This is a genomic window from Pseudomonas sp. PL-6, assembly GCF_054110165.1.
Genome location: NZ_CM134189.1, coordinates 4,942,455 through 4,969,075 on the forward strand (window position 1 = coordinate 4,942,455; position 26,621 = coordinate 4,969,075).

General features: G+C 66.7%; 25 protein-coding genes. 8 read left to right on the forward strand and 17 right to left on the reverse strand.

Annotation, left to right across the window (positions count from 1 at the left end; genetic code table 11):
* Positions 1-124: 124 nt before the first annotated feature.
* The 3 genes from dctP to dctM all read left to right on the forward strand — a co-directional run bounded on the left by dctP (position 125) and on the right by dctM (position 3,169).
* Entirely contained in the window at positions 125-1,117 is a 993-nt protein-coding gene (dctP, locus tag ACW9UL_RS21715) for a C4-dicarboxylate TRAP substrate-binding protein DctP (protein ID WP_021442155.1), read from the forward strand.
* Positions 1,118-1,259: 142 nt separating this feature from the next.
* Positions 1,260-1,889: a TRAP transporter small permease gene (locus ACW9UL_RS21720; RefSeq protein ID WP_122109705.1), complete on the forward strand. Its 630-nt coding sequence runs from the start codon at positions 1,260-1,262 to the stop codon at positions 1,887-1,889.
* Positions 1,886-3,169, forward strand: coding sequence for a C4-dicarboxylate TRAP transporter large permease protein DctM (gene dctM, locus ACW9UL_RS21725; RefSeq protein ID WP_397497585.1), 1,284 nt, complete (start codon positions 1,886-1,888; stop codon positions 3,167-3,169). Before ACW9UL_RS21720 ends, dctM begins: the two co-directional genes overlap by 4 nt.
* A gap of 300 nt (positions 3,170-3,469) precedes the next feature.
* On the opposite strand, the gene ACW9UL_RS21730 is transcribed toward dctM, so the two are convergent.
* From ACW9UL_RS21730 to ACW9UL_RS21765, 8 genes are all read right to left on the reverse strand, one after another.
* On the reverse strand, positions 3,470-4,330 hold the full coding sequence (locus ACW9UL_RS21730) for an ABC transporter permease subunit (protein ID WP_122109706.1): 861 nt from the start codon (positions 4,328-4,330) through the stop codon (positions 3,470-3,472).
* A gap of 82 nt (positions 4,331-4,412) precedes the next feature.
* Positions 4,413-5,294: an ABC transporter permease subunit gene (locus ACW9UL_RS21735; RefSeq protein ID WP_457791007.1), complete on the reverse strand. Its 882-nt coding sequence runs from the start codon at positions 5,292-5,294 to the stop codon at positions 4,413-4,415.
* A 23-nt stretch (positions 5,295-5,317) separates the two neighbouring features.
* Complete coding sequence (gene potA, locus ACW9UL_RS21740) at positions 5,318-6,472, reverse strand: polyamine ABC transporter ATP-binding protein (protein WP_397497584.1); 1,155 nt, start codon at positions 6,470-6,472, stop codon at positions 5,318-5,320.
* A 52-nt stretch (positions 6,473-6,524) separates the two neighbouring features.
* A complete protein-coding gene (locus ACW9UL_RS21745) occupies positions 6,525-7,619 on the reverse strand; it encodes a polyamine ABC transporter substrate-binding protein (protein ID WP_457788258.1) in 1,095 nt (364 codons plus the stop codon).
* A gap of 246 nt (positions 7,620-7,865) precedes the next feature.
* Positions 7,866-8,960 carry a polyamine ABC transporter substrate-binding protein gene (locus ACW9UL_RS21750; protein ID WP_021442148.1) on the reverse strand — a complete coding sequence of 365 codons (1,095 nt, stop codon included), beginning with the start codon at positions 8,958-8,960 and terminating at the stop codon, positions 7,866-7,868.
* A gap of 130 nt (positions 8,961-9,090) precedes the next feature.
* Positions 9,091-10,452, reverse strand: a complete 1,362-nt coding sequence (locus tag ACW9UL_RS21755; protein ID WP_457788259.1) for an aspartate aminotransferase family protein — start codon at positions 10,450-10,452, stop codon at positions 9,091-9,093.
* 84 nt (positions 10,453-10,536) lie between these two features.
* On the reverse strand, positions 10,537-11,895 hold the full coding sequence (locus tag ACW9UL_RS21760) for a glutamine synthetase family protein (protein WP_021444035.1): 1,359 nt from the start codon (positions 11,893-11,895) through the stop codon (positions 10,537-10,539).
* 41 nt (positions 11,896-11,936) lie between these two features.
* Positions 11,937-12,689, reverse strand: coding sequence for a gamma-glutamyl-gamma-aminobutyrate hydrolase family protein (locus ACW9UL_RS21765; protein ID WP_122109392.1), 753 nt, complete (start codon positions 12,687-12,689; stop codon positions 11,937-11,939).
* 276 nt (positions 12,690-12,965) lie between these two features.
* On the opposite strand from ACW9UL_RS21765, the gene ACW9UL_RS21770 reads away from it, so the two are divergent.
* The 5 genes from ACW9UL_RS21770 (at position 12,966) to aguA (ending at position 18,657) form a co-directional block, all read left to right on the forward strand.
* The gene (locus tag ACW9UL_RS21770; RefSeq protein ID WP_457788260.1) at positions 12,966-14,345 is read left to right on the forward strand and encodes a glutamine synthetase family protein; all 1,380 of its coding nucleotides are present in this window, start codon (positions 12,966-12,968) and stop codon (positions 14,343-14,345) included.
* Between the two features lie 111 nt (positions 14,346-14,456).
* Entirely contained in the window at positions 14,457-15,515 is a 1,059-nt protein-coding gene (locus tag ACW9UL_RS21775) for an extracellular solute-binding protein (protein ID WP_397497579.1), read from the forward strand.
* A 110-nt stretch (positions 15,516-15,625) separates the two neighbouring features.
* Positions 15,626-16,267: a TetR/AcrR family transcriptional regulator gene (locus ACW9UL_RS21780; RefSeq protein WP_122109394.1), complete on the forward strand. Its 642-nt coding sequence runs from the start codon at positions 15,626-15,628 to the stop codon at positions 16,265-16,267.
* 353 nt (positions 16,268-16,620) lie between these two features.
* On the forward strand, positions 16,621-17,502 hold the full coding sequence (aguB, locus tag ACW9UL_RS21785) for an N-carbamoylputrescine amidase (protein WP_457788261.1): 882 nt from the start codon (positions 16,621-16,623) through the stop codon (positions 17,500-17,502).
* 48 nt (positions 17,503-17,550) lie between these two features.
* The gene (gene aguA, locus ACW9UL_RS21790; protein WP_457788262.1) at positions 17,551-18,657 is read left to right on the forward strand and encodes an agmatine deiminase; all 1,107 of its coding nucleotides are present in this window, start codon (positions 17,551-17,553) and stop codon (positions 18,655-18,657) included.
* 19 nt (positions 18,658-18,676) lie between these two features.
* Here the strand turns inward: aguA and ACW9UL_RS21795 are convergent, their stop codons facing one another.
* From ACW9UL_RS21795 to ACW9UL_RS21835, 9 genes are all read right to left on the reverse strand, one after another.
* Positions 18,677-20,425 (reverse strand): SulP family inorganic anion transporter, encoded by a 1,749-nt coding sequence (locus ACW9UL_RS21795; RefSeq protein WP_457788263.1) that lies wholly within the window; start codon positions 20,423-20,425, stop codon positions 18,677-18,679.
* Positions 20,422-21,285 carry an MBL fold metallo-hydrolase gene (locus tag ACW9UL_RS21800; protein ID WP_457788264.1) on the reverse strand — a complete coding sequence of 288 codons (864 nt, stop codon included), beginning with the start codon at positions 21,283-21,285 and terminating at the stop codon, positions 20,422-20,424. Before ACW9UL_RS21800 ends, ACW9UL_RS21795 begins: the two co-directional genes overlap by 4 nt.
* A 45-nt stretch (positions 21,286-21,330) precedes the next feature.
* Complete coding sequence (locus ACW9UL_RS21805; RefSeq protein WP_021445179.1) at positions 21,331-21,522, reverse strand: YgaP family membrane protein; 192 nt, start codon at positions 21,520-21,522, stop codon at positions 21,331-21,333.
* Between the two features lie 14 nt (positions 21,523-21,536).
* The gene (locus ACW9UL_RS21810) at positions 21,537-21,956 is read right to left on the reverse strand and encodes a DUF6691 family protein (protein WP_457788265.1); all 420 of its coding nucleotides are present in this window, start codon (positions 21,954-21,956) and stop codon (positions 21,537-21,539) included.
* Between the two features lie 2 nt (positions 21,957-21,958).
* Complete coding sequence (locus tag ACW9UL_RS21815) at positions 21,959-22,393, reverse strand: YeeE/YedE family protein (protein WP_457788266.1); 435 nt, start codon at positions 22,391-22,393, stop codon at positions 21,959-21,961.
* A complete protein-coding gene (locus ACW9UL_RS21820; RefSeq protein ID WP_457788267.1) occupies positions 22,390-22,707 on the reverse strand; it encodes an ArsR/SmtB family transcription factor in 318 nt (105 codons plus the stop codon). The genes ACW9UL_RS21815 and ACW9UL_RS21820 overlap by 4 nt, the downstream gene beginning before the upstream one ends.
* Before the next feature lie 152 nt (positions 22,708-22,859).
* Positions 22,860-23,249 carry a glycine cleavage system protein GcvH gene (gene gcvH, locus ACW9UL_RS21825; RefSeq protein WP_021445357.1) on the reverse strand — a complete coding sequence of 130 codons (390 nt, stop codon included), beginning with the start codon at positions 23,247-23,249 and terminating at the stop codon, positions 22,860-22,862.
* A gap of 238 nt (positions 23,250-23,487) precedes the next feature.
* A complete protein-coding gene (gcvT, locus tag ACW9UL_RS21830; RefSeq protein ID WP_457788268.1) occupies positions 23,488-24,585 on the reverse strand; it encodes a glycine cleavage system aminomethyltransferase GcvT in 1,098 nt (365 codons plus the stop codon).
* Positions 24,586-24,896: 311 nt separating this feature from the next.
* Positions 24,897-26,513: an ABC transporter permease gene (locus ACW9UL_RS21835; RefSeq protein WP_457788269.1), complete on the reverse strand. Its 1,617-nt coding sequence runs from the start codon at positions 26,511-26,513 to the stop codon at positions 24,897-24,899.
* Positions 26,514-26,621: the final 108 nt, after the last annotated feature.

Sequence of the window (26,621 nt, forward strand, 5' to 3'; positions counted from 1 at the left end):
ACAAGTCCAGGCCTCGCTGCCCTCAGCCGGCGTTTTCCCCCAAGCCGCCTAGACTTGCTCTTGTCCGTTCGTCAGCAGCGCCCCTGGCGCCAATGCGATAAACACAACAAGAGGAAGCATCCGCATGTTCAAACTGACTGCCAAGGCGCTGGCTTGCGCCCTGTCCCTGTCCATCGCCGGCATGGCCCAGGCCGCCGACCCCATTGTCATCAAGTTCTCCCACGTGGTTGCCGAGCACACCCCGAAAGGTCAGGGTGCGCTGCTGTTCAAGCAACTGGCCGAAGAGCGCCTGGGCGACAAGGTGCGCGTGGAGGTCTACCCGAACTCCTCGCTGTTCGGCGACGGCAAGGAAATGGAAGCGCTGCTGCTCGGCGACGTGCAGATCATCGCCCCGTCGCTGGCCAAGTTCGAGCACTACACCAAGCAGATCCAGATCTTCGACCTGCCGTTCCTGTTCGACGACATGGCCGCGGTCGACCGCTTCCAGAAGGGCCCGGAAGGCCAGAAGCTGCTGACCTCCATGACCGACAAGGGCATCACCGGCCTGGGCTACTGGCACAACGGCCTCAAGCAGCTGTCGGCCAACAAGGCGCTGCTCGAGCCCAAGGATGCCCGCGGCCTGAAGTTCCGCGTACAGGCTTCCGCGGTGCTGGAAGAGCAGTTCAAGGCGGTGCGCGCCAACCCGCGCAAGATGAGCTTCGCCGAGGTCTACCAGGGCCTGCAGACCGGCGTGGTCAACGGTGCCGAGAACCCCTACTCGAACATCTACAGCCAGAAGATGCACGAGGTGCAGAAGTTCATCACCGAGTCCAACCACGGCCTGCTCGACTACATGGTGATCACCAACACCAAGTTCTGGGACGGTCTGCCGGCGGACGTGCGTGACGAGCTGAGCAAGATCATGGCCGAGGTCACCGTCGAGGTGAACAAGCAGGCCGACGCCCTCAACGAAGGCGACAAGCAGCGCATCCTCGAGGCCGGCACCACCGAAATCCTCACCCTGACCCCGGAGCAGCGTGCCCTGTGGCGCGACGCCATGCAGCCGGTGTGGAAGAAGTTCGAAGGCGAGATCGGTGCCGACCTGATCAAAGCCGCTCAGGCCGCCAACCAGCAGTAAGGCCGGAGAGCCGTAGGGTGGGCGACGCCGCGACTAGCGCCAGCCCACCGCGATGCCCACTGGGCATCGCCACGCTGCAACCGGTGGGTCGGCCGCACATGGCCGCCCCGCCCTACGCCCTTTCCATTCGGGAGATCCGACCATGAACGCCTTGCGGCGCGTCTGGGAGCACTTCGAGGAAGGCTTTATCGCCTTTCTCCTCGCGGCCATGACGCTGATCACCTTCGTCTACGTAATCCTCAACAACCTCTACACCGTTTTCTACTGGCTGGGCGACAGCTTCGGCGGCAACGAGTTTCTGCTCGGCATCGGCGACGCCATCCTCGACATGGCCCAGGCGATGACCTGGAGCAACGCCCTGACCAAGGCCCTGTTCGGCTGGCTGATCTTCTTCGGCCTGGCCTACGGCGTGCGCACCGCCGGCCATATCGGCGTCGACGCCCTGGTCAAACTGGCCAGCCGGCCGGTGCAGCGCGCCATCGGCATCGTCGCCTGCCTGTGCTGCCTGGGCTACGCCGGGCTGATCGCGGTCGGCAGCTTCGACTGGGTACGCACCCTGTTCATCGCCGGCATCGGTGCCGAAGACCTCGGCCACTACGGCATCCAGCAATGGCATATCGCGATGATCGTGCCCTTCGGCTACGCCATGGTGTTCGTCCGCTTCCTGGAAATCTTCGTGCGCATCCTGCGCAACGAGCAGACCGGCCTGGGCCTGGCCGACGAAGCCGCCGACGCCCTGAAGATCAATGAGCACGAGGAGCCCAAGCAATGACCGTTCTGTTCCTCTTCCTCCTGCTGTTCCTGCTGATGTTCATCGGCGTGCCGATCGCCGCCTCGCTCGGCCTGGCCGGCTCGGTCACCATCATGCTGTTCAGCCCCGACTCGGTGCGTTCGCTGGCGATCAAGCTGTTCGAGACCAGCGAGCACTACACCCTGTTGGCGATTCCGTTCTTCCTCCTGTCCGGCGCCTTCATGACCACCGGCGGCGTGGCCAAGCGCCTGATCGACTTCGCCAACGCCTGTGTCGGCCATATCCGTGGCGGCCTGGCCATCGGCGCGGTGCTGGCGTGCATGCTGTTCGCCGCACTGTCGGGCTCCTCGCCGGCCACCGTGGCCGCGGTCGGCTCGATTGCCATCGCCGGCATGGTGCGCTCGGGCTACCCGCAGGCGTTCGGCGCCGGCATCGTGTGCAACGCCGGTACCCTGGGCATCCTGATTCCGCCGTCGATCGTGATGGTGGTGTACGCCGCCGCCACCGAGCAGTCGGTGGGCAAGCTGTTTATGGCCGGGGTGATCCCCGGGATCATGCTCGGCGTGGCGCTGATGGTGGCGATCTACATAGTCGCAAGGGTCAAGAAGCTGCCGGCCCTGCCGCGCGCCAGCCTGCGCGAATGGCTGCGTTCGGCGCGCGAGGCGATCTGGGGCCTGTCGCTGATGGTGATCATCCTCGGCGGTATCTACAGCGGCATGTTCACCCCCACCGAGGCGGCTGCGGTGGCCGCGGTGTACGCCGGCTTCGTCGCCCTGTTCATCTACAAGGACCTGACCTGGCGCGAATGCCCGAAGGTGCTGCTGGAGTCCGGCAAGCTGACCATCATGCTGATGTTCATCATCGCCAACGCCATGCTCTTCGCCCACGTGCTGACCACCGAGCAGATCCCGCAGACCATCACCGCCTGGGTGGTCGACCTCGGCCTGCAGCCCTGGCAGTTCCTGCTGGTGGTGAACATCGTGCTGCTGATCGCCGGCGCCTTCATGGAGCCCTCGGCGATCATCCTGATCCTCGCGCCGATCCTGTTCCCCATCGCCATGCAGCTGGGCATCGACCCGATCCACCTGGGCATCATCATGGTGGTGAACATGGAGATCGGTTTGATCACCCCACCGGTGGGGCTCAACCTGTTCGTCACCTCGGCGGTGACCGGCATGCCGCTGACCCACGTGATCCGCGCCGCCCTGCCGTGGCTGATGATGCTGATCGGCTTCCTCATGGTGATCACCTACATCCCGGCCGTGTCCCTGGCCCTGCCGAACTGGCTGGGCATGAGCTAGGCCGCATCCACGCTGCTACTTTGGTACTTTGTGTACCCACTCCGCCCGGCCTTAGCGCCGGGCTTTTTTTGTCTTGGCGCAAGGCGGCCCCGCGACATCCGGCAGCGACGCGCCAGCGGGTGCGCTACACCGCGGCGCAGTCCCTTAGGGTGGGCTTCAGCCCACCGACGGTGGTCAGCGTGGGCTAGGGCGGATCGCCAGGCCCCCGATCCTGCCCTGGGGCGCCTGGCCACAGCTCACTCAGACATAGCCATAAAAAACGGGCCCATCGGGCCCGTTCTTTATCGCGCTAGCGGCCGTTTAGCTGCGGCTAGCGGCCGGCTGCCAGACGGTCTCGTCCATGGCCTGCTGCAGGGCCTTCTTGCGCCGCTCCTCGGCGCGCTGGGCGAAGAACCAGGCGAGGAAGGTGGCGAAGGACACCGCCAGCAGGATCAGACTGGCCACCGCGTTGATCTCAGGTTTCACCCCCAGGCGCACGGCGGAGAAGATCTCCATCGGCAGGGTGGTGGAGCCGGGACCGGAGACGAAGCTGGCCAGCACCAGGTCGTCCAGCGACAGGGCGAAGGACATCATCGCCCCGGCCGCCAGCGACGGCGCGATCATCGGCACGGTGATCAGGAAGAACACCTTCCACGGCTTGGCGCCCAGGTCCATGGCCGCCTCCTCGATGGACAGATCCAGCTCGCGCAGGCGCGCCGACACCACCACCGCCACGTAGGCCGAGCAGAAGGTGGTGTGGGCGATCCAGATGGTGGTCATGCCGCGCTGCGCCGGCCAGCCGATCAGCTGCGCCATCAGCACGAACAGCAGCAGCAGCGACAGACCGGTGATCACCTCGGGCATCACCAGCGGCGCGGTGACCAGGCCGCCGAACAGGGTGCGGCCCTTGAAGTGGGTGACCCGGGTCAGCACGAAGGCCGCCAGGGTGCCCAGCGCCACCGCGGCGATGGCGGTGTAGCAGGCGATCTCCAGCGAGCGCATCACCGAGTTCATCAGCTGGGTGTTGTCGAGCAGGCCGACGTACCACTTCACCGACCAGCCACCCCACACCGTCACCAGCCGCGAGGCGTTGAACGAGTAGATCACCAGGATGACCATGGGCAGGTAGATGAACAGCAGGCCGGCCCAGAGCATGATGTTGGAGAAACTGAAACGCTTCATGGCCGTCCCTCCAGCTCTTTGGCCCCGATTCTGGTTGGAAAGCCGGTTGAACAGAATGCTGGGCTCAATGTGATTGAACGAATCATGGCCGGCCCTCCAGCTCTTTCGCCTGGTTACGGTTGAACAGAATGATGGGCACGATCAGGATCGCCAGCATCACCACCGCCAGGGCCGAGGCCACCGGCCAGTCGCGGTTGTTGAAGAACTCCTGCCACAGCACCTTGCCGATCATCAGGGTCTCCGGGCCGCCGAGCAGTTCGGGGATGACGAACTCGCCGACCACCGGGATGAACACCAGCATGGAGCCGGCGATGATGCCGTTCTTCGACAGCGGCACGGTGATCTTCCAGAAGTTGTTGAAGTTGCTCGAACCCAGGTCGGAGGCGGCCTCCAGCAGGCTGAGGTCGTGCTTCACCAGGTTGGCGTAGAGCGGCAGGATCATGAACGGCAGGTAGGAGTAGACCACGCCGATATAGACCGCCACGTTGGTGTTGAGGATCTGCAGCGGCGTGTCGATCAGGCCGATGCCCATCAGCAGGCTGTTGAGCAGGCCGTTGTTGCCGAGAATGCCCATCCAGGCATAGACGCGGATCAGGATCGCGGTCCAGGTCGGCATCATGATCAGCAGCAGCAGCACCGTCTGGTGCTCCTTCGGCGCGCGGGCGATGGCGTAGGCCATGGGGTAGCCGATCAGCAGGCACAGCAGGGTGCTGAAGAAGGCGACCTGCAGCGAGCCGAGGTAGGCCGACAGGTACAGCGCGTCCTCGGTGAGGAAGATGTAGTTGCCCAGGTTCAGCACGATCTGCAACTGGTTGTTGGCCCAGCTGTAGATCTCGGTGTAGGGCGGAATCGCCACGTCGGCTTCGGCGAAGCTGATCTTCAGCACGATGATGAAGGGCAGCAGGAAGAACAGGAACAACCAGAGGAAGGGGATGCCGATCACGGCATGCCGCCCGCTGGGCAGGTAGCGCGAGAGTTTGGCCAGTTTCATGATTGCAGTACCACGCCGCTGTCGTCTTCCCAGTACACCACCACCGGATCGTCCCAGGTCGGGCGCTTGCCGCGGCGCTCGGCGTTGGCGATGAAGCACTGCACGATCTGCCCGGAGGTGAGTTTGACGTGGTACACCGAGTGGCCGCCGAGGTAGGCGATGTCGTGCACGTGGCCGCGGCTCCAGTTGTACTCGGGGTGCTCGTGATCGGCCGGCAGCTCGCTGGCCATCAGCAGTTTTTCCGGGCGCAGGGCGTAGCTGACCTTCTTGTCCTCGGCGCGGGTGGTGACGCCGTGGCCGATGTAGATCGGCTTGTCCAGCTGCGGGCAGTCGATGATCGCGTGGTCGGCCTCGTCGCTGCTGATCTGCCCGTCGAACAGGTTGACGCTGCCGATGAACTCGCACACCAGGCGGCTGGCCGGGGTCTCGTAGATGTCCACCGGGCTGCCGGTCTGGGCGATCCAGCCCAGGTGCATGATGGCGATGCGCTGGGCCATGGTCATGGCCTCTTCCTGGTCGTGGGTGACCATCACGCAGGTCACGCCGACCCGCTCGATGATCTCCACCAGCTCCAGCTGCATCTGCGAACGCAGCTTCTTGTCCAGCGCGCCCATCGGCTCGTCGAGCAGCAACAGCTTGGGCCGCTTGGCCAGCGAACGGGCCAGGGCCACGCGCTGACGCTGGCCGCCGGACAGCTGGTGCGGCTTGCGCTTGGCGTACTGGCTCATGTGCACCAGCTTGAGCATCTCGGCCACCCGCGCCTCGATCTCGGCCTTGGGCAGGCCGTCCTGCTTGAGGCCGAAGGCGATGTTGTCGGCCACGCTCATGTGCGGAAACAGCGCGTAGGACTGGAACATCATGTTGATCGGCCGCTGGTAGGGCGGCATGTCGGTGATGTCGACGCCATCGAGAATGATGCGCCCGGAGGTGGGCCGCTCGAAGCCGGCGAGCATGCGCAGCAGGGTCGACTTGCCCGAGCCGGAACCACCGAGCAGGGCGAATATCTCGCCCTTGTTGATGGTCAGCGAGACGTCGTCGACCGCCACGGTCTCGTCGAACTTCTTGGTCACCCGATCGATCTTGACCAGCACCTCTTTCGGTGTCTGGTCCCCCTCGAGGGCTTTTTTGTAGGCGCTGGAGGCAACAGCCATTTAGGAAAACTCCCGGAAGTAACGCCCGACCCCTGCGGCCGGGCGGGAAGGGTTACTGACCCGACTTGATCTTGGTCCAGCTACGGGTCATCAGACGCTGCACCTTGACCGGCAATTCGGCCGAGATGAACAGCTTGTCCAGTACCGCCTGCGGCGGGTACACGGACGGGTCGTTGCGCACCTCCTGGTCCATCAGCGCGCCCGCCTGGGTATTGGGGTTGGCATAGCCGACGTAGTCGCTGACTTCGGCTATCACCTGCGGCTGGAGGAGGAAATCGATAAAGGCATGGGCCTGCTCGACGTTCGCCGCGTCGGCCGGAATGGCCAGCATGTCGAACCACAGGTTGCCGCCTTCCTTGGGAATGCTGTAGGCGATCTCGATGCCCTTGCCGGCTTCCTCGGCGCGATCGGCGGCCTGCAGGATGTCGCCGGAGAAGCCGGCGGCGACGCAGATCTCGCCGTTGGCCAGGTCGCCGATGTACTTGGAGCTGTGGAAGTAGGTGACATGGGGACGCACCGCCAGCAGCTTGGCCTCGGCCTTGGCATAGTCATCCGGATTGGTGCTGTTGGGGTCGAGGCCCAGGTAGTTGAGCACCGAGGGGATCATCTCGTCGGCCGAATCGAGGAAGGCCACGCCGCACTGGCTGAGCTTGGCCATGTTCTCCGGCTCGAAGAGCACCGCCCAGGAGTCGATGCTGTCGACGCCGAGCACCGCCTTGACCTTCTCGACGTTGTAGCCGATGCCGTTGGTGCCCCACAGGTAGGGCACGGCGTACTGGTTGCCGGGGTCGTTGGTTTCCAGCTGCTTGAGCAGCGCCGGGTCGAGGTTGCTCCAGTTCGCCAGCTTGGCCTTGTCCAGCTTCTGGAAGGCGCCGGCCTTGATCTGCTTGCCGAGGAAATGGTTGGAAGGCACCACGATGTCGTAGCCGGAGCGGCCGGCGAGCAGCTTGCCTTCGAGGGTCTCGTTGGAGTCGAACACGTCGTACAGCGGCTTGATGGCGGTAGCCGCCTCGAACTGGGCCAGGGTGTCCTCGCCGATGTAGTCGCTCCAGTTGTAGATGTGTACCGTCCCCGCCGCCTGGGCCAGGGTATTCAGGCCCAGCGCCAGGGCACTGGTGATCAGGGTCTTGCCGCAGGAAATTCGCACACGCAGATCCTCTTTCTATCGGGCCGCCCGCAAAAGGGCCGGCACTTTAGCGGAAATATCCGTCCTGTTCAGCGTTTCGCGCAGGGCGCTATCCCGCGCGGGAAACGACTGCCGGGTCGCAGAGGGACATTCCGATCGGCTCGGCCAGACGGCCCGCCGCAAGGGTCGAACAACGCATACAAGCTTCCTTTTATTGTTAGGGTCTGCGGCGGGCATGCCCACCGCAGACGGGGGTTGCTGCTGCCGTTAGCGGCCGGACTTGACCTTGGTCCAGCTGCGGGTGATGGCGCGCTGCACCGAGGGGCTCAGCTCGGAGAAGGTGTAGAGCTTCTTCGAGGCTTCCTCGGTCGGGTAGATGCCCGGGTTGTTGCGGATTTCCTCGGCGACCAGCGGGGTGGCCTTGGCGTTGCCGTTGGGGTAGGCGACGTAGTCGGAGATCGGCGCGATCACTTCCGGGGTCAGGATGTAGTTGAGGAAGGTGTGCGCGGCGTCGACGTTCTTGGCATCGGCGGGGATGGCCATCATGTCGAAGAAGGAGGCGGCGCCTTCCTTGGGAATGGCATAGGCCACCGGCACGCCGTTCTTCGCTTCCTCGGCGCGGGCCTGCGCCTGGAACACGTCGCCGGACCAGCCCAGGGCCACGCAGATCTCGCCGTTGGCCAGGTCGGAGATGTACTTGGAGCTGTGGAAGTAGGTGACGTAGGGGCGCACCTTCATCAGCAGCTCTTCGGCCTTGGCCACGTCGTCGGTGCTGGTCGGGTTGGGGTTCAGGCCCTGGTAGTGCAGCGCCGCGGCATAGACTTCGTCCGGGGCGTCGAGCATGGCCACGCCGCAGGACTTCAGCTTCTCCATGTTCTCCGGCTTGAACAGCACGTCCCAGGAGTCGATGGTGTCGACGCCGAGGGCGGCCTTGACCTTCTCCGGGTTGTAGCCGATGCCGGTGGTGCCCCACAGGTAGGGGAAGGCGTACTGGTTGCCCGGGTCGGCGTTTTCCAGCGCCTTCATCAGGTCGGGGTTGAGGTTCTGCCAGTTGGGCAGCTTGGACTTGTCCAGCTTCTGGAATACGCCGGCCTTGATCTGCTTGGCGAGGAACTGGTTGGACGGCACCACCACGTCGTAGCCCGAGCCGCCGGAGAGCAGCTTGGCTTCCAGCACTTCGTTGCTGTCGAAGACGTCGTAGACCACCTTGATGCCGGTTTCCTTCTGGAAGTTGTCCAGGGTGTCCTCGGCGATGTAGTCGGACCAGTTGTAGACGTGCAGCACCTTGTCCTCGGCCTGAGCGGTGCCGGCCACGGCGGCGGCCAATGACAACGCTAGAAGGGTTTTGCCGAATGTTTTCATGCGTACAGCTCCTGTTGTTGTGTCGGTATTCCGGAAGGTGCGCAGGCCCTTCCGGTGAGGCTGGCCAACGCACTGGCGCAGTCTGGCAAGGTCATGGCACCGCTGACAACTTTACGTGGCCGCCGGCCGTTCAGGCCGACAGGTCGCGCAGGGTCAGGTCCAGGCACTTGCGTGCTTTTTCCACCAGTTCGTCGATCTCCGCACGGCTGATCACCAGCGGCGGCGCAATGATCATGGTGTCGCCCACGGCGCGCATGATCAGACCATTAGTAAAGCAGTGTCCGCGGCAGACCATGCCCGCCGCCACCGCATCCGGGTAGCGCGTGCGCGTCGCCTTGTCCCGCACCAACTCGATGGCGCCGAGCATGCCGACGCCGCGCACCTCGCCCACCAGCGGATGCTCGGCCAGCTCGCGCAGACGTTGCTGCAAATAGGGTGCCGTTTCCGTCCTGACCCGCTCGACTATGCCTTCTTCCTTGAGCAGGCGCAGGTTGGCCAGGCCCACCGCCGCCGCCACCGGGTGGCCGGAGTAGGTGAAGCCGTGGTTGAAGTCGCCGTGCGCCTCGATCGCCGCGAACACCTTGTCGCTGACGATCAGCCCGCCCATGGGCACGTAGCCCGAGGTCAGGCCCTTGGCGATGGTCATCAGATCGGGCTTGAGGCCGTAGTAGTCGCTGCCGAACCACTGGCCGGTACGGCCGAAGCCGCAGATCACCTCGTCGGCGACGAACAAAATGTCGTACTTGGCCAGGATTTCCTTGATCCGCGGCCAGTAGCTTTCGGGCGGGATGATCACGCCGCCGGCGCCCTGGATCGGCTCGGCGATAAAGGCCGCGACATTCTCCACGCCCAGCTCGAGAATCTTCGCCTCCAGCTGGTCGGCGGCCCACAGGCCGAACTCGTCCGGGCTCTTGTCGCCCCCCTCGCCGAACCAGTAGGGCTGCGGGATATGGGCGATGCCGGGGATCGGCAGGTCGCCCTGCTCGTGCATGCCCTTCATCCCGCCGAGGCTGGCGCCGGCCACGGTGGAGCCGTGGTAGCCGTTCTCGCGGGCGATGATGATCTTCTTGGCAGGCTTGCCCTTGCACGCCCAGTAGTGGCGCACCAGGCGCAGCATGGTGTCGTTGCCTTCCGAGCCGGAACCGGTGAAGAACACGTGGTTCATGCCTTCGGGGGCCAGTTCGGCGATGGCCTGGGCCAGCTCCAGCACCGGCGGGTGGGCGGTCTGGAAGAAGGTGTTGTAGAACGGCAGCTGGCGCATTTGCGTCGCCGCGGCCTCGACCAGTTCCTCGCGACCGTAGCCGACGGCCACGCACCAGAGCCCGGCCATGCCGTCGAGGATCTTGTGACCCTCGCTGTCCCACAGGTAGACGCCCTTGGCCTCGGTGATGATGCGCGGGCCCTTCTCGGCCAGCTGTTTGTAGTCGCTGAACGGCGCCAGGTGATGGGCGCGGCTCATGGCCTGCCACTGGGCGGTTTTCGGGTTGGTCATGACAACACCTTTTATTACGCGGGTCGCCGGCGGCGGCCCGATGAAATCGATGGCAACGGGCGCGGCCAGCCGCGCCCGCCCCGGTCACACCGACAGCAGCAGGAACTCGCGTTCCCAGGAACTGATCACGCGCTTGAAGTTCTCGTGCTCGGCGCGTTTCACCGCGACATAGCCGCGCATGAACTTCTCGCCCAGGTACTTCTCGGCGGCCTTGCACGCCTCCATGCGCTCCAGCGCCGCCTCGATGGTCAGCGGTAGACGCAGGTTGCGCCGCTCGTAGCCGCGGCCCTTGACCGGCGCGCTGGGCTTGATGCCCTCGACCATGCCGATGTAGCCGCACAGCAGGGAGGCGGCCAGCACCAGGTAGGGGTTGGCGTCGGCACCGGCCAGGCGGTTCTCCACCCGGCGGTTCTGCGGCCCGGCTTCCGGCACGCGCAGGCCCACGGTGCGGTTCTCCTCGCCCCACTCGACGTTCACCGGCGCCGAGGTGTCGGGCAGGAAGCGGCGGAACGAGTTGACGTTCGGCGCGAACAGCGGCAGCACCTCGGGGATGTACTTCTGCAGGCCGCCGATGTGGTGCATGAACAGCTCGCTCATGGTGCCGTCGTCGTTGGAGAAGATGTTCTTGCCGGTCTTGATGTCCACCACGCTCTGGTGGATGTGCATGGCGCTACCCGGCTGGTCGGTGATCGGCTTGGCCATGAAGGTCGCCGCCACGTCGTGCTTGAGCGCGGCCTCGCGCATGGTGCGCTTGAACACGGTGATCTGGTCGGCCAGGTGCAGGGCCTCGCCGTGACGGAAGTTGATTTCCATCTGCGCCGGGCCGTCTTCGTGGATCAGCGTGTCGAGGTCCAGATCCTGCAGCTCGCACCAGTCGTAGACGTCCTCGAACAGCGGATCGAATTCGTTGGCGGCGTCGATGGAGAACGACTGCCGGCCCACTTCCGGGCGCCCGGAGCGGCCCATCGGCGCCACCAGCGGGAAGTCCGGGTCGCTGTTGCGCTTGGTCAGGTAGAACTCCATCTCCGGCGCGACGATCGGCCGCCAGCCCTTGTCGGCGTAGAGCTTGAGCACGTTCTTGAGGATGTTGCGCGGCGACAGCTCGATCGGGTTGCCCTGCTTGTCGAAGGTGTCGTGGATCACCATCGCGGTCGGCTCGATGGCCCAGGGCACGAGGAACACAGCGTTCTCGTCGGGGCGACAGAACATGTCGATGTCCGCCTCGTCGAGCAGCTCGTAATAGATGTCGTCCTCGACGTAGTCGCCGGTCACGGTCTGCAGCAGCACGCTCTCTGGGAGGCGCATGCCCTTCTCGTCGAGGAACTTGTTGGTCGGCGAGATCTTGCCGCGGGCAATGCCGGTCAGGTCGCTGACCAGGCATTCGACTTCGGTGATTTTGCGTTCTTTCAGCCAGCTCGTGAGCTGGTCTAGCTTGGTACTCATAGAGACCTCAGGGTTGGAGAATCCGACTAGGTATAGTCGGTTCAGCGTTGCCCCGCCCTCTCCCTGCAAGCCTCACCAAAGGCCTGGAAGATGGCGAGATAATTCGGATTGGATGCTACCTGCCACTCGGGGTGCCATTGCACCCCCAGCGCGAAGCTTTTTGCACCTTCGACGGAAAAAGCTTCGACCAACCCGTCGGGCGCCAGAGCTTCTACGCGAAGGCCCGGCGCCAGACGTGCAACGCCCTGGCCATGAATGGAATTGATCTGGAACTCGCGCGGCAAGCCGATGCCGTCGAGCAGCCCGCCGGGCTGCACCTGCAGTGCATGGCGCGGGCCGTACTGCACCTCGACCGGCTGCTCCTTCGGCTCGCGGTGATCCAGCAGCCCTGGGATCTCGTGCACGCGCTGGTGCAAGGTGCCGCCGAAGGCCACGTTGATTTCCTGGAAGCCGCGGCAGATGCCCAGCAGCGGCACGCCGGCGTCGAGCGCCGCGCGGATCAGCGGCAGCGTGGTGGCATCGCGTGCGCTATCGTGCAAGGTACCGGGTGCGCTGGCGGCGCCAGCGTAATGATGAGGTTCGACGTTGGACGGCGAGCCGGTGAACAGCAGGCCGTCGAGCTGTTCGAGCAGCTGCGGCAGCGCCAGCAGCTCGCCGAGCGCCGGCACGATCAGCGGCATGCCACCGGCGCCGACCACCACCGCGCGCAAATACTTGTCGCCGGCGGTGTGATAGAGGTTGTGACCGATCTGCTTGGTGCAGGCACTGACGCCGACTATCGGCAGGCGAGACATGAGACACCCGTTTTATTGCTGTTATGGGTTTGAGCCGAGCTTAGCCTTGTTCATTTTTTTACACAATAGCCCTGTAAAAAATTGAACACACCCGACTGAGCACCCCGCCCGGCCAGGCGTTTCAGCCAGACGCAATGCCCTGAAACGCCCCAAAACTGGCCGTGCAGCCCTCTTTTAGGGCATCATAGGGCTCTCTTGACAGCCATGGGTGTTTCCGATTGACTCACACCCATGCAGTTGCATGATTGATATTTTTAACAATAAAGGTGTTGCATCATGTCGGTACCCCCGCGTGCCGTTCAGCTTAACGAAGCGAACGCGTTCCTTAAGGAACATCCTGAGGTCCTGTTCGTCGACCTTCTTATTGCAGATATGAACGGCGTGGTGCGCGGCAAGCGCATCGACCGTAACGCCCTGCACAAGGTGTACGAGAAAGGCATCAACCTGCCGGCGTCGCTGTTCGCCCTCGACATCAATGGCGCCACCGTGGAAAGCACCGGCCTGGGCCTGGACATCGGCGATGCCGACCGCATCTGCTTCCCCATCCCCAATACCCTGTGCAACGAACCCTGGCAGAAGCGCCCCACCGCGCAGCTGCTGATGACCATGCACGAACTGGATGGCACCCCCTTCTTCGCCGACCCGCGCGAAGTGCTGCGCCAGGTGGTGCAGAAGTTCGACGACATGGGCCTGAAGATCTGCGCCGCCTTCGAGCTGGAGTTCTACCTGATCGACCAGGAGAACGTGAACGGCCGGCCGCAGCCGCCGCGCTCGCCGATCTCCGGCAAGCGCCCGCATTCGACCCAGGTGTACCTGATCGACGACCTCGACGAATACGTCGACTGCCTGCAGGACATGCTCGAAGCCGCCAAGGAGCAGGGCATCCCGGCCGACGCCATCGTCAAGGAAAGCGCCCCGGCGCAGTTCGAGGTCAACCTGCACCACGTCGAGGACGCCATCAAGGCCTGCGACTACGCGCTGCTGCTCAAGCGCCTGATCAAGAACATCGCCTACGACCACGAGATGGACAGCACCTTTATGGCCAAGCCCTACCCGGGCCAGGCCGGCAACGGCCTGCACGTGCACATCTCGCTGCTGGACAGGAAGACCGGCAAGAACATCTTCGCCTCCGACGACCCGCTGCAGAACCAGCCGCTGCGCCACGCCATCGGCGGCATTCTCGACACCATGGCCGCGAGCATGGCCTTCCTCTGCCCCAACGTGAACTCCTACCGCCGCTTCGGCGCGCAGTTCTACGTGCCCAACGCGCCGAGCTGGGCGCTGGACAACCGCACCGTGGCCGTGCGCGTGCCCACCGGCAGCGCCGACGCCGTGCGCATCGAACACCGGGTGGCCGGCGCCGACGCCAACCCCTACCTGATGCTGGCCTCGATCCTCGCCGGCATCCACCACGGCCTGACCAACCAGATCGACCCGGGCGAGCCGATCGAAGGCAACTCCTACGAGCAGCTCGAGCAGAGCCTGCCGAACAACCTGCGCGACGCGCTGCGCGAGCTGGACGACAGCGAGGTGCTGAACAAGTACATCAGCCCGGACTACATCGACATCTTCGTCGCCTGCAAGGAAGCCGAGCTGCAGGAGTTCGAGACCACCATCTCCGACCTCGAGTACAACTGGTACCTGCATACCGTCTGATGCAATGCCCGACGCCGGCCCTAGTGCCGGCGTTGTTTTGTCTGCCACCCACGCTCTGCCGAACCGCCCGCGCCATGCGCAGCGGCGAAGCCATGCCTCGAGGAGGTCGTCATGTTTCGCGTTCTCGCTCCGCTACTGCTGGCCCTGGCTCCCGGACTGACGGCCGCCGCCGACAGCATCCGCGTCTACAACTGGAACGACTACATCGCCCCGCAGGTGCTGGAGAGTTTCACCCGTGACACCGGCATCGCCGTGGAGTACCGCACCTTCAGCAGCGCCGAGGAACTGGCCAACGCCCTGGCCAGCGGCGAGTCCATCGACGTCGCGGTGCCCTCGCACAACGACCTGCCGGCGCTGATTGCCGCCGGCGGCATCCAGCCGCTGGACCTGCGCCTGCTGCCCAACCGCAAGCACCTGGACAAGCAGCTGCTGAGCAAGCTGGCCGCGGTCGACCCGCAGAATCGCCACGCCGTGCCCTACCTGTGGGGCGCGGTGGGCCTGGCGATCAACGTGCCGCAGGCCGAGGCCGCCTACGGCGGGCCGCTGCCGGACAGCTGGAGCCTGCTGTTCGACGCCGCGCAGAGCGCGCGCCTGGCCAGTTGCGGCGTCAGCGTGCTGGACGCCCCGGACGAGACCCTGGCGCTGCTGCTCAACTACCAGGGCCGCAGCCTGGCGCGCAGCGCGCCGAGCCGCATCGAGCGCGCCGGCAACCTGCTCGACGGCCTGCGCCCGCACCTGCGCTACGTCGACAGCGAACGCTATATCGACGACCTCAGCCACGGCCGCCTGTGCCTGGCCATGGCCTGGGTCGGCGACGCCCTGGCCGCCGCCGACGCCGGCCAGCCGGTGCGCTTCCTGGTGCCCGAGGAAGGCTCGGTGCTGTTTATCGACAACCTGGTGATCCCAGCCAGCGCACGGCGCGCCGACCTGGCCCATCGTTTCATCGACTACCTGATGCAGCCGCAGGTGGCCGCGCTGATCACCGCCGAGACCCTCTACCCCAACGGCAATGCCGATTCCGCGCAGTTCCTCGACGCCGCCCTGCTCAACCAGCCCGGGCTCTATCCGGACCAGGACACCAAGCGCCGCCTGCACGCCCTGGAGGTGCTGCCGGAGAAACACGCCGAAGTGCGCGACCGGGTCTGGCAGCGCTTTCGCGCCGGCGGCTGAAGGACTGACGCTGAAGCCAGGCGCGGCCAAGGCGCATTGCGGTGGCGAACGACTTGCCTCGGCAGCGCCGCCTGGCATCCAATAGCGCCTCCTTGCCCCCGGAGTTCACCATGTCGCGCCCCGCCAGCCCCCGCAAACCGCGCGCCAGCAGCCAGGCGCGGATCGCCGTGATCCTCCAGGCCGCACGTGCGCTGCTGGCCGAGCAGGGCGTGGCCAACCTGTCGATCTATGCCGTGGCCGAGCGTGCGGCGATTCCGCCGTCCTCGGTCTACCACTTCTTCGCCAGCGTGCCGGCGCTGCTCGAAGGCCTCACCGCCGACGTCCACGCCGCCTTCCGTGCCTGCCTGCAGCAGCCGGTGGAACACGCCGCGCTGCGCAGCTGGCACGACCTGTCGCGCCTCGTCGAGCAGCGCATGCTGGCGATCTACGCCGCCGACGCCGCCGCGCGCCAGCTGATCCTCGCCCAGCACGGCCTGGCCGAGGTGACCCAGGCCGACCGCCAGCACGACGTGGAACTGGGGCGACTGATGCAGGCGCTGTTCGAGCGCCACTTCCCCCTGCCGCAACTGCCGAGCGATATCGAGGTGTTCGCCCTGGCCATGGAGCTGGGCGACCGCGTCTACGCCCGCTCGGTGCAGCTGCACGGCGCCATCACCCCGCGCCTGGCCGAGGAAGGCATGCGCGTGTTCGACGCCTACCTCGGCCTGTACCTGCCCGCCGCCCTGCCGAAACGCCCCGCGCCGCTTACCTAGGGTGTCGCGGGGCCGCCTGGCCGCGCGCACCGCTGACCATGAGGCCTGCGGCGCACGGCGCGCCACAGCCCTGCAGGGGCACATTTGTTCGCGAACGACCTTGGCCCGGCGCGCGGCCCTGTTCGCGGATTACTCCGCGTCTCCCCAAGCGGGCTCGGCCAGGAACCAGATTGACGGATACTAATCCGATAAAAATCCGAAATATTTTGCCTTTCCTGCCTTATCAATCTTCTAAATTCGATTTTTATCGGATATAAATCGAGCATCTCGCCATGATCGATGTTCTGCCATGGCTTCCCGAGCAGGCCTCCGCGAGCCCGGAGCCGCCTGCCCACAAGTCCAAGAGGTGCTGTATGTCCCGTATCGTCACCGTCGCCGCGACCCAGATGGCCTGTTCCTGGGATGTCGCCGGCAATATCGCCAACGCCGAGAAGCTGGTGCGCCAGGCCGCCGCCCGGGGCGCGCAGATCATCCTGATCCAGGAGCTGTTCGAGACCCCCTACTTCTGCCAGAAGCCCAATGCCGACTACACCCAGCTGGCCACCCCGGTGGAGGAAAATCCGGCGATCCTGCACTTCCAGAAGGTCGCCGCCGAACTGCGAGTGGTGCTGCCGATCAGCTTCTTCGAGCGTGCCGGTCGCGCCCGCTTCAATAGCATCGCGATCATCGACGCCGACGGCAGCAACCTCGGGATTTATCGGAAAAGCCATATCCCGGACGGCCCCGGCTACCACGAGAAGTACTACTTCAACCCGGGCGATAGCGGCTTCAAGGTGTGGGACACCGCCTACGCCAGGATCGGCGTCGGCATCTGCTGGGACCAGTGGTTCCCCGAATGCGCGCGCAGCATGGCGCTGCTGGGCGCGGAAATCCTGTTCTACCCCACCGCCATCGGCAGCGAGCCGCACGACCCCGCCATCAACTCGCGCGAGCACTGGCAGCGCGTGCAGCAGGGCCACGCCGGCGCCAACCTGATGCCGCTGGTGGCCAGCAACCGCATCGGCCGCGAGGAGCAGGACGGCTACGCCATCAGCTTCTACGGCAGCTCCTTTATCGCCAACCAGTTCGGCGAGAAGGTCGAGGAGCTGGATCAGAGCGAGGAAGGCGTGCTGGTGCACAGCTTCGATCTGACCGAGCTGGAGAAGGTGCGCAGCGCCTGGGGCGTATTCCGCGACCGCCGGCCGAACCTATACTGGCCGCTGGCGACCCTCGACGGCGAGAGCCTCTCCGAATAACCCCCCATACCTTCGCCGGTGCGCACGACGCACCCTACGGATCGAACCATGACCACCCTGAACAGCACTCCACGCGCCGACGGTTTCCGCATGCCGGCGGAATGGGAACCCCACAGCCAGACCTGGATGGTCTGGCCCGAACGCCCGGACAACTGGCGCCTCGGCGGCAAGCCGGCGCAGGCCGCCTTCGCCGCGGTGGCCCGCGCCATCGCCGAGTTCGAACCGGTGACCGTCTGCGTGTCCGCCGCGCAGTACGAGAACGCCCGCGCGCGCCTGGATCACGCGCGCATCCGCCTGGTGGAAATCACCACCGACGACGCCTGGGTGCGCGACACCGGGCCGACCTTCGTCACCAACGCCAGCGGCGAAGTGCGCGGCGTGGACTGGACCTTCAACGCCTGGGGCGGCTTCGACGGCGGCCTGTACTGGCCCTGGCAGCGCGACGACCAGGTGGCGCGCAAGATCCTCGAGATCGAAGGCTGCAAGCGCTATCGCACCGAGGGCTTCGTGCTCGAGGGCGGCTCGATCCACGTCGACGGCGAAGGCACCCTGATCACCACCGAAGAGTGCCTGCTCAACCGCAACCGCAACCCGCACCTCTCCCGCGAGCAGATCGAGGCGCAGCTAGCGGAGCAGCTGGCCATCGATACGGTGATCTGGCTGCCGGACGGCCTGTACAACGACGAAACCGACGGTCACGTCGACAACTTCTGCTGCTACGTGCGCCCCGGCGAGGTGCTGCTGGCCTGGACCGACGACGCCAGCGATCCCAACTACCCGCGCTGCCAGGCCGCCATGCGCGTGCTGGAAAGCGCGCGCGACGCCAAGGGTCGCCAGCTGATCGTGCACAAGATGCCGATCCCCGGGCCGATTCACGCCACTGAGGAAGAGTGCGCCGGCGTCGACGCCGCCGAAGGCAGCCAGGCACGCGATCCGTCGATCCGCCTGGCCGGCTCCTACGTCAACTTCCTCATCATCAACGGCGGCATCGTCGCGCCGAGCTTCGACGACGCCAAGGACGCCGAGGCCCGCGCCATCCTCGAGCGGGTCTTCCCCGCGCACCGCGTGGTGATGGTGCCCGGCCGCGAGATCCTCCTCGGCGGCGGCAATATCCACTGCATCACCCAGCAGCAGCCGGCGCCGCAAGGGCGCTGAAGCGTCGGCCGGGCCGCGCTCAGCGGCCCGCCTGCAACGCCCGCCTGGTACTCAGCGGATCCAGCTGGCGCAGCGCCTGGTAGTGGCTGACGAACACCTGGCCGCCGAAACGCTGGAGAAAGTCCGAGCGGTCGAGCTGGTCCATCACCGGCCCCTTGACCTCCGACAGGTGCAGCTGCACCCCGGCGGCGCGCAGGCGCTCGGCGATGGCCTCCAGCGACTCCAGGGCGCTGGCGTCGATCAGGTTGATCCCCGGGCACATCAGCACCAGGTGACGCACCTGCGGCCGCGCGGCGACCAGCGCGGCGACGCGGTCCTCGAGATAACGCGCATTGGGAAAGTACAGGCTCTCGTCGACCCGCAGCGACAGCACGCTGGGGCTCTCGATCACCTGGAAGCGCTCGACGTTGCGAAAGTGCTCGCTGCCCGGCACCTGGCCGACCACCGCGATATGCGGGCGGCTGGTGCGCCAGAGAAACAGCAGCAGCGACAGGCCGACGCCGAGGACGATGCCGGTCTCGACGCCGAGCAGCAGCACCGCGGCCAGGGTCGCCGCCTGCGCCGCGCCGTCCTGCCGCGAATAGCGCCAGGTGCGCGCCAGCCCGCGCAGGTCGATCAGCCCCCACACCGCGACGACGATGATCGCCGCCAGCGCCGCCTGCGGCAGCCGCTGCAGCAGCGGCGCCAGCAGCAACGCGCCGAGGGCAATGCCGACGGCGCTGAACACCCCGGCCATGGGCGTCCGCGCGCCGGCCTCGAAGTTGACCTGGGAACGGGCGATGCCACCGGTCACCGGCAGGCCGCCGCTGAAGGCCGCCGCCAGGTTGGCCGCGCCGAGGCCGAGCAGCTCGCTGTCCGGCTCGATGCGCTGGCGCCGCCTGGCCGCCAGGGTCTGCGCCACCGCCATCGACTCGACGAAGCCCACCAGGCTGATCAGCAGCGCCGCCGGCAGCAGCTGCCGCGCCAGCTCGAGATCCAGCGGCGGCAGGCTCGGTACCGGCAGGCCGGCGGCGATGCTGCCGACCACCCGCACGCCGCGCTCATCCAGTTGCCACAGCCAGACCGCGCCGGTGGCCAGGATCATCGCCAGCACCGGCACCGCCCGGCTCAGGTTTCCGGCCCAGGCCTGATCCAGGCCGCAGCGTCGCAACAGCGGCGGCAAGCCGCGCCGCGCCCAGAACAGCAGCACCAGGCAGCCGACGCCGAGCAGCAGGGTCGGCCCGTGACTGGCCGGCAGGCCCCGCGCCAGCGCCGGCAGCAGTTGGCCCAGGGTCGCGCCGGCGGCGGCGATGCCGAGCAGCGGCGCCAGCTGGCCGAGGACGATCAGCAGGGCGGCGCCGCTGATAAAGCCGGAGATCACCGGATGGCTGAGGAAGTTGGCGACAAACCCCAGGCGCAGCAGCGCCATGCCACAGAGCAGCCCGCCGGACAGCAGCGCCAGCAGCAGGGCGGCGCCGGCGTACTCGGCGCTGCCGGCGGGAAACAGCGGCTGCAGGGCCGCCGCGGTCATCAGCGAGACCACCGCCACCGGGCCCACGGCCAGGGTGCGGCTGCTGCCGAACAGGGCATAGGCCAGCAACGGCAACATGCTGGCATAGAGCCCGGCGGCCGGCGGCAGACCGGCGAGCATGGCATAGGCCAGGCTCTGCGGGATCAGCAGCAGGGTGACGATCAGCGCCGCCAGGGCATCGCCGGCCGCGGTCTGCCGATCATAGTGCCGGCCCCACTCCAGCCAGGGCAACCAGCGGCGCAGCGACGAGGCTTTCATAGGCGGTCCAGGGGAATCTTCAGGTAGCGCACGCCGTTGTCCTCGGCCGGCGGCAGCTGCCCGGCGCGCATATTGACCTGCACCGCCGGCAGCATCAGGGTCGGCACCTCCAGCGTGGCATCGCGCGCCTGGCGCATGGCGACGAAGGCGTCCTCGCCGATGCCCTCGTGCACGTGCAGGTTGTGCGCGCGCTGCTCGGCCACCGTGGTCTCGCAGCAGAAATCGGCGCGCCCCGGCGCCTTGTAGTCGTGGCAGAGAAACAGGCGGGTGGCGTCCGGCAGTTCGAACAGGCGGCGGATCGAACGGTACAGGGTGCGCGCATCGCCGCCGGGAAAATCGCAGCGCGCCGTGCCGTAGTCCGGCATGAACAGGGTGTCGCCGACGAAGACGGCGTCACCGATCACGTAGCTCATGCAGGCCGGCGTGTGCCCCGGGGTGTGCAGGGCGAAGGCCTCGATGGCGCCGATCTGGAAGCGCTCGCCGTCGCGCAGCAGGCGGTCGAACTGGGAACCGTCGGTGGCGAACTCGCGGCCGGCGTTGAACAGCTGGCCGAAGGTGCTCTGCACCTGGGTGATGCGCTCGCCGATGGCCAGCCGGCCGCCCAGCTCGCGCTGCAGGTAGGGCGCGGCCGACAGGTGGTCGGCGTGCACATGGGTTTCCAGCAGCCAGTCCACCGTCAGGCCCTGCTCGCGCACATGGGCGACGATGCGGGCGGCGCCGGCATGCGAGGTACGCCCGGCGGCCGGGTCGTAGTCCAGCACCGAATCGACGATGGCGCAGCGGCGGCTGAGCGGGTCGGCGACCACGTAGCTGTAGGTGAAGGTGGCGGGATCGAAGAAGGGGGTGATGACGGGCGACATGCCGGCTCCCGGGCGGACGACGGCGAGTCGCCCGCCCCCTGCGATTCAGGATTTGGATTTACAAGTATTGACGCCTAACAGCGGATAGGCCGGACAGAAGCGGAAGATTCCGCTGGCCAGCGGCAGCAGGCCGATCCAGCCCCACAGGCCGATCACGCCGGACAGGCTGAGGCCGATCAGGATCAGCCCGGCGGCGATGCGCAGGCTGCGGTCGAGGTTCCCTACGTTGCGTTGCATGACGACCTCCTCGGTCAGTGGCCGCGCCGGCGCTCCAGCGCGGCAAAGATCAGCATCCCGGCGAGCAGCGCGGCGACGAACAGCGGCGCCTGCCAGTGCCCGCTGAGCAGAATGACCACGGCCGGCCCCGGGCAAATGCCGGCGATGCCCCAGCCGAGGCCGAACAGCAGGCTGCCGCCGACCAGCCGGGCATCCAGCTCGCGCCGCCTCGGCAACTGCATGGCGCCGCCCAGCAGCGCGCGGGAACGCCGCCCCGCCAGGTGCAGGGGCAGGGCCGCGACGGCGATGGCGCCGACCATCACCAGCGCCAGCGAGGGGTCCCAGGCGCCGGCCAGGTCGAGGAAGGCCAGCACCTTGGCCGGGTTGGCCATGCCGGCCAGCAGCAACCCCAGGCCGAACAGCAGGCCGCAGGCGAATGCACTGAGTCTGGCCATGTTCAGCCCCCCAACAGATGACGCAGGACAAACACCGTGGCGAAACCCGCGGCCATGAAGCACAGGGTCGCCACCAGCGAGCTCGGCGACAGGCGGGCAATCCCGCATACGCCATGGCCGCTGGTGCAACCGCTTGCGTAGCGAGTGCCAATCCCCACCAGCAGGCCGGCGCCGATCAGCCCGAGGGCGCCGCTGTCGAACTCGATCGCCGGCAGGGCGGCGAACAGGCCCCACAGCACGGGCGCGACCAGCAACCCGAGGAGGAACAGCGCCGCTTCGCCACGGCCCTGCGTGCCCGGCTGCAGCAGGCTGCCGAGCAGGCCGCTGACGCCGGCGATGCGGCCGTTGGCCAGGGCGAAGATGGCCGCCGCCAGGCCGATCAGCGCGCCGCCGGCCAGCGCGCTCCAGGGGGTGAAGGCGTTCCAGTCGATGCTCATTGCTCCTGGCCCGCGCAGAACAGCCGGTACAGCGTCTCGATCACCGCCAGCGCCGCCGGGCTGCTAATGCGGTAATGGATCTGCTTGCCGTCGCGGCGGGTTGCCACCAGGCCTTCGCGGCGCAGCACGGCCAGCTGCTGCGACAGGGTCGGCTGCTGGATGCCGAGCAGCGCCTCCAGCTCGCTGACGTTGCGCTCGCCCTGGGCCAGCTGGCACAGCAGCAGCAGGCGGTCCGGGTTGGCCAGGGCCTTGAGCAGCTGGCCGGCGGCATCGGCATTGGCGCGCAGCTGCTGGATATCGAGGGCGTCGGTCATGGCTACACCTTAGATAAATACAATATGTATTTTTATATATTGTATTTTTGAAAAGTGTTAGCCACTCCGACCAACGGTCAAGGCGTAGCCTGGATGTACCGCCATAAACGCAAAAAACCCGCCGAAGCGGGTTCTCTGGGCGTTGCCGCCGATCAGGAATCGGCGTCGGCAGCGGCCTGGTAGGCGGCGGCGTCGAGCAGCTTGTTCAGCTCGCTGGCATCGCTCGGCTTGAGCTTGAAGAACCAGCTGCCGTAGGGGTCGCTGTTGACGCTCTCGGGGCTGTCGGCCAGCGCCTCGTTGATCGCGATCACCTCGCCGCCGATCGGCGCGTAGATGTCGGAGGCGGCCTTGACCGACTCCACCACCCCGGCTTCCTGGCCGGCGTCCAGCTGCTTGCCGAGTTCCGGCAGCTCGATGAACACCACATCACCGAGGGCTTCCTGGGCGTGGTCGGAAATGCCCACGGTCACGCTGCCGTCGGCCTCCAGGCGCGCCCACTCGTGGCTGGCGGCGTAACGCAGATCGGCGGGAATATTGCTCATGTGTCGTTCCTCGTAAGCGATGACGGCAAGCGGGCCGTCAGGACAATTTAGCAGGCCGCGGCGGGAGCGAAAGCCGGCGCCGTGGCCAAAAAGATTCAGAACCTGTTTACGATCTCGCGAGCTAGAGCCATGCAAGGCAAAAACGGGCGAGGAAGCGGAGTTTACGAGCTGTAAATGAGCATTCCGAGCCTGTTTTTAACGCAGCAGGGCCGGCGCGCAGCAGATCGTAGACAGGTTCTTAGATCAGGGTTTTGCCGTTACGTACAAAGCTCGGCTTGACCACCCGCACCGGGTACCACTTGCCGCGGATCTCCACCTCGGCGCGCTCGCCGGTGGCCGCCGGCACGCGGGCCAGGGCGATGGACTTGTTCAGCGTCGGCGAGAAGCTGCCGCTGGTGATCTCGCCGTCGCCGATGCCCTCGACGCGCACCACCTGATGCGCGCGCAGCACACCGCGCTCCTCCAGCACCAGGCCGACCAGCTTGCTCGGGCAACCGGCGGCGCGCTGCGCCTCCAGTGCGGCGCGGCCAATGAAGTCGCGCGCGGCCGGCTCCCAGGCGATGGTCCAGGCCAGGTTGGCGGCCAGCGGCGAGACGCTCTCGTCCATGTCCTGGCCGTAGAGGTTCATTCCCGCCTCCAGGCGCAGGGTGTCGCGCGCGCCGAGGCCGATGGGGGCGATGCCGGCGCCGACCAGTTCGTTGAGGAAGGCGACGACTTCGCTGGCCGGCAGGATGATCTCCAGGCCGTCCTCGCCGGTGTAGCCGGTGCGGGCGATAAACCAGTCGCCCTCGGGCAGGCCCTGGAACGGCTTGAGTTCGTGGATCAGCGCGGCGCGCGCCTGGGTCACCAGCTCGGCGACGCGGGCGCGGGCGCGCGGGCCCTGGATGGCGAGCATGGCCAGGTCGCGGCGCTCGCGCAGCTCGACGGCGAAATCGCCGGCCTGGGCGTGCATCCAGGCCAGGTCCTTGTCGCGGGTGCCGGCGTTGACCACCAGGCGGTAGCCCTGCTCCTGGGAAGCAGAGTTGGTGAGGTAGACGATCAGGTCGTCGATCACCCCGCCCTGCTCGTTGAGCATGGCGCTGTACAGCGCCTTGCCGACGCCCTCCAGGCGCGCCACGTCGTTGGCCAGCAGGCGCTGCAGATAGGCCTGCGCCTGGCTGCCGGCGACGTCCACCACGCACATGTGCGAGACGTCGAACACGCCGCACTCGCGGCGCACCTGATGATGCTCCTCCACCTGCGAGCCGTAGTGCAGCGGCATGTCCCAGCCGCCGAAATCGACCATCTTGGCGCCCAGCGCCAGATGCAGGTCATAGAGGGGGGTACGCTGTCCCATGGGTTTCTCCTTCCGGGCTTGGCGAAGCGATTCAGACCACCTAGAAGCTACCTGCGTTGCCATTGCTGCGTTGAAAGCGGGTTCGAAATGCTCATGTACAAAAGTACATTCCGCTTTCTCTCCCGCTTTACTCACTGGTGCTCGCCCTTCGGGCCAGCCTTACGGCTGTTACTCCCGCTGGTCGTTGCGCCTTGCACTGGCGGCCTCGGCTACGCTTCTAGACGAATCTTGCCGGGTTACCCGGCTCGCGAATGGCGCGCATTGTAGCCGCAAGGTCGGCAGGGGTCATCCTGACCGAAGGTCGCCCTCGGTTAGCCGATCCGCCGCGCCGAACGGCGGATCAGCAGGATCACCGGCAGCAGGCCGACCAGTATCAGGGTCAGCGCCGGCAACGCTGCGCGCGCCCATTCGCCTTCGCTGGTCATCTCGAATACCCGCACCGACAGGGTGTCCCAGCCGAAGGGGCGCATCAGCAGGGTGGCCGGCATTTCCTTGAGCACGTCGACGAACACCAGCAGCGCAGCGGACAGGGTGCCCGGCAGCAGCAGCGGCAGATAGACCCGCAAGAACAGGCCGACGCCGCCGACGCCGAGACTGCGCGAGGCCTCCGGCAGCGACGGGCGGATGCGCGCCAGGCTGGTTTCCAGCGGGCCGAAGGCCACCGCCATGAAGCGGATCAGGTAGGCCACCAGCAGCGCCGCCAGGCTGCCCAGCAACAGCGGCTTGCCGGCGCCGCCCAGGGCGCCGGACAGCGGAATCACCAGTTCGCGGTCGAGGAAGCTGAACGCCAGCATGATCGCCACCGCCAGCACCGAGCCCGGCAGGGCGTAGCCGATATTGCCCAGGGCCACGCCGACGCGCACCCCGCGGGTCGGCGCCTGGCGCCGGGCGAAGGCCAGCAGCATGGCCACCGCGACCGTGATCAGCGCCGCCATGCCGCCCAGGTAGAGGCTGTGCAGGATCAGCCCGGCGTAGCGCTCGTCGAGGTCGAAGCGGCCGCGCTGCCAGAACCACACCAGCAGCTGCAGCAGCGGAATGACGAAGGCGCAGGCGAACACCAGGCCGCACCAGGCGCTGGCGGCGAACGCCTGCCAGCCGTGCAGCTGGTACAGCGCCTGGCCGCGCGGGCGTTCGTTGGCCGGCCGCGCGGCGCCGCGGGCGCGGCGCTCGCCATAGAGCACCAGGGCCACCGCCAGCAGCAGCAGGCTGGCCAGCTGGGTGGCGCTGGTCAGGCTGTAGAAGCTGTACCAGGTCTTGTAGATGGCGGTGGTGAAGGTGTCGAAGTTGAACACCGACACCGCGCCGAAATCGGCCAGGGTCTCCATGATCGCCAGGGCCAGGCCGGCGCCGATGGCCGGCCGCGCCATGGGCAGGGCGACGCGCCAGAAGGCCTGCCAGGGACTCTGCCCGAGCACTCGCGCGGCCTCCATCAGGCCCTTGCCCTGGGCCAGGAAGGCGCCGCGGGCGAGCAGGTAGACGTAGGGGTAGAACACCAGCACCAGGACGATGATCACCCCGCCGGTGGAGCGCACCCGCGGCAGGCGCAGGCCGCTGCCGAACCACTCGCGCAGCAGGCTCTGCACCGGCCCGGCGAAATCCAGCAGGCCGACGAAAACGAAGGCCAGCACGTAGGCGGGAATGGCGAAGGGTAGCATCAGCGCCCAGTCCAGCCAGCGCCGCCCGGGAAACTCGCAGAGGCTGGTGAGCCAGGCCAGGCTGACGCCGAGCAGGGTCACGCCGATGCCGACGCCGAGTACCAGGGTCAGGGTATTGCCGATCAGCCGCGCCATCTGCGTCTGCCACAGGTGCGCCCAGATCTGCGCGTCCACCTCGTGCCAGCTGAGCAGCAGCACCGACAGCGGCAACAGCACCAGCAGGGCAACGGCGAAGACGATGGGGTACCAGCGACGCTGGACGGGATGCGGCACGCGGATTCCTCGACGGCGGAAAAGACGACGCCCCGGCTGGGCGGGGCGTCGAAGTATAACGGCAGCAGCGCGGATCACCGAGGGTACGCCGTGACGCACCCGCGGCGC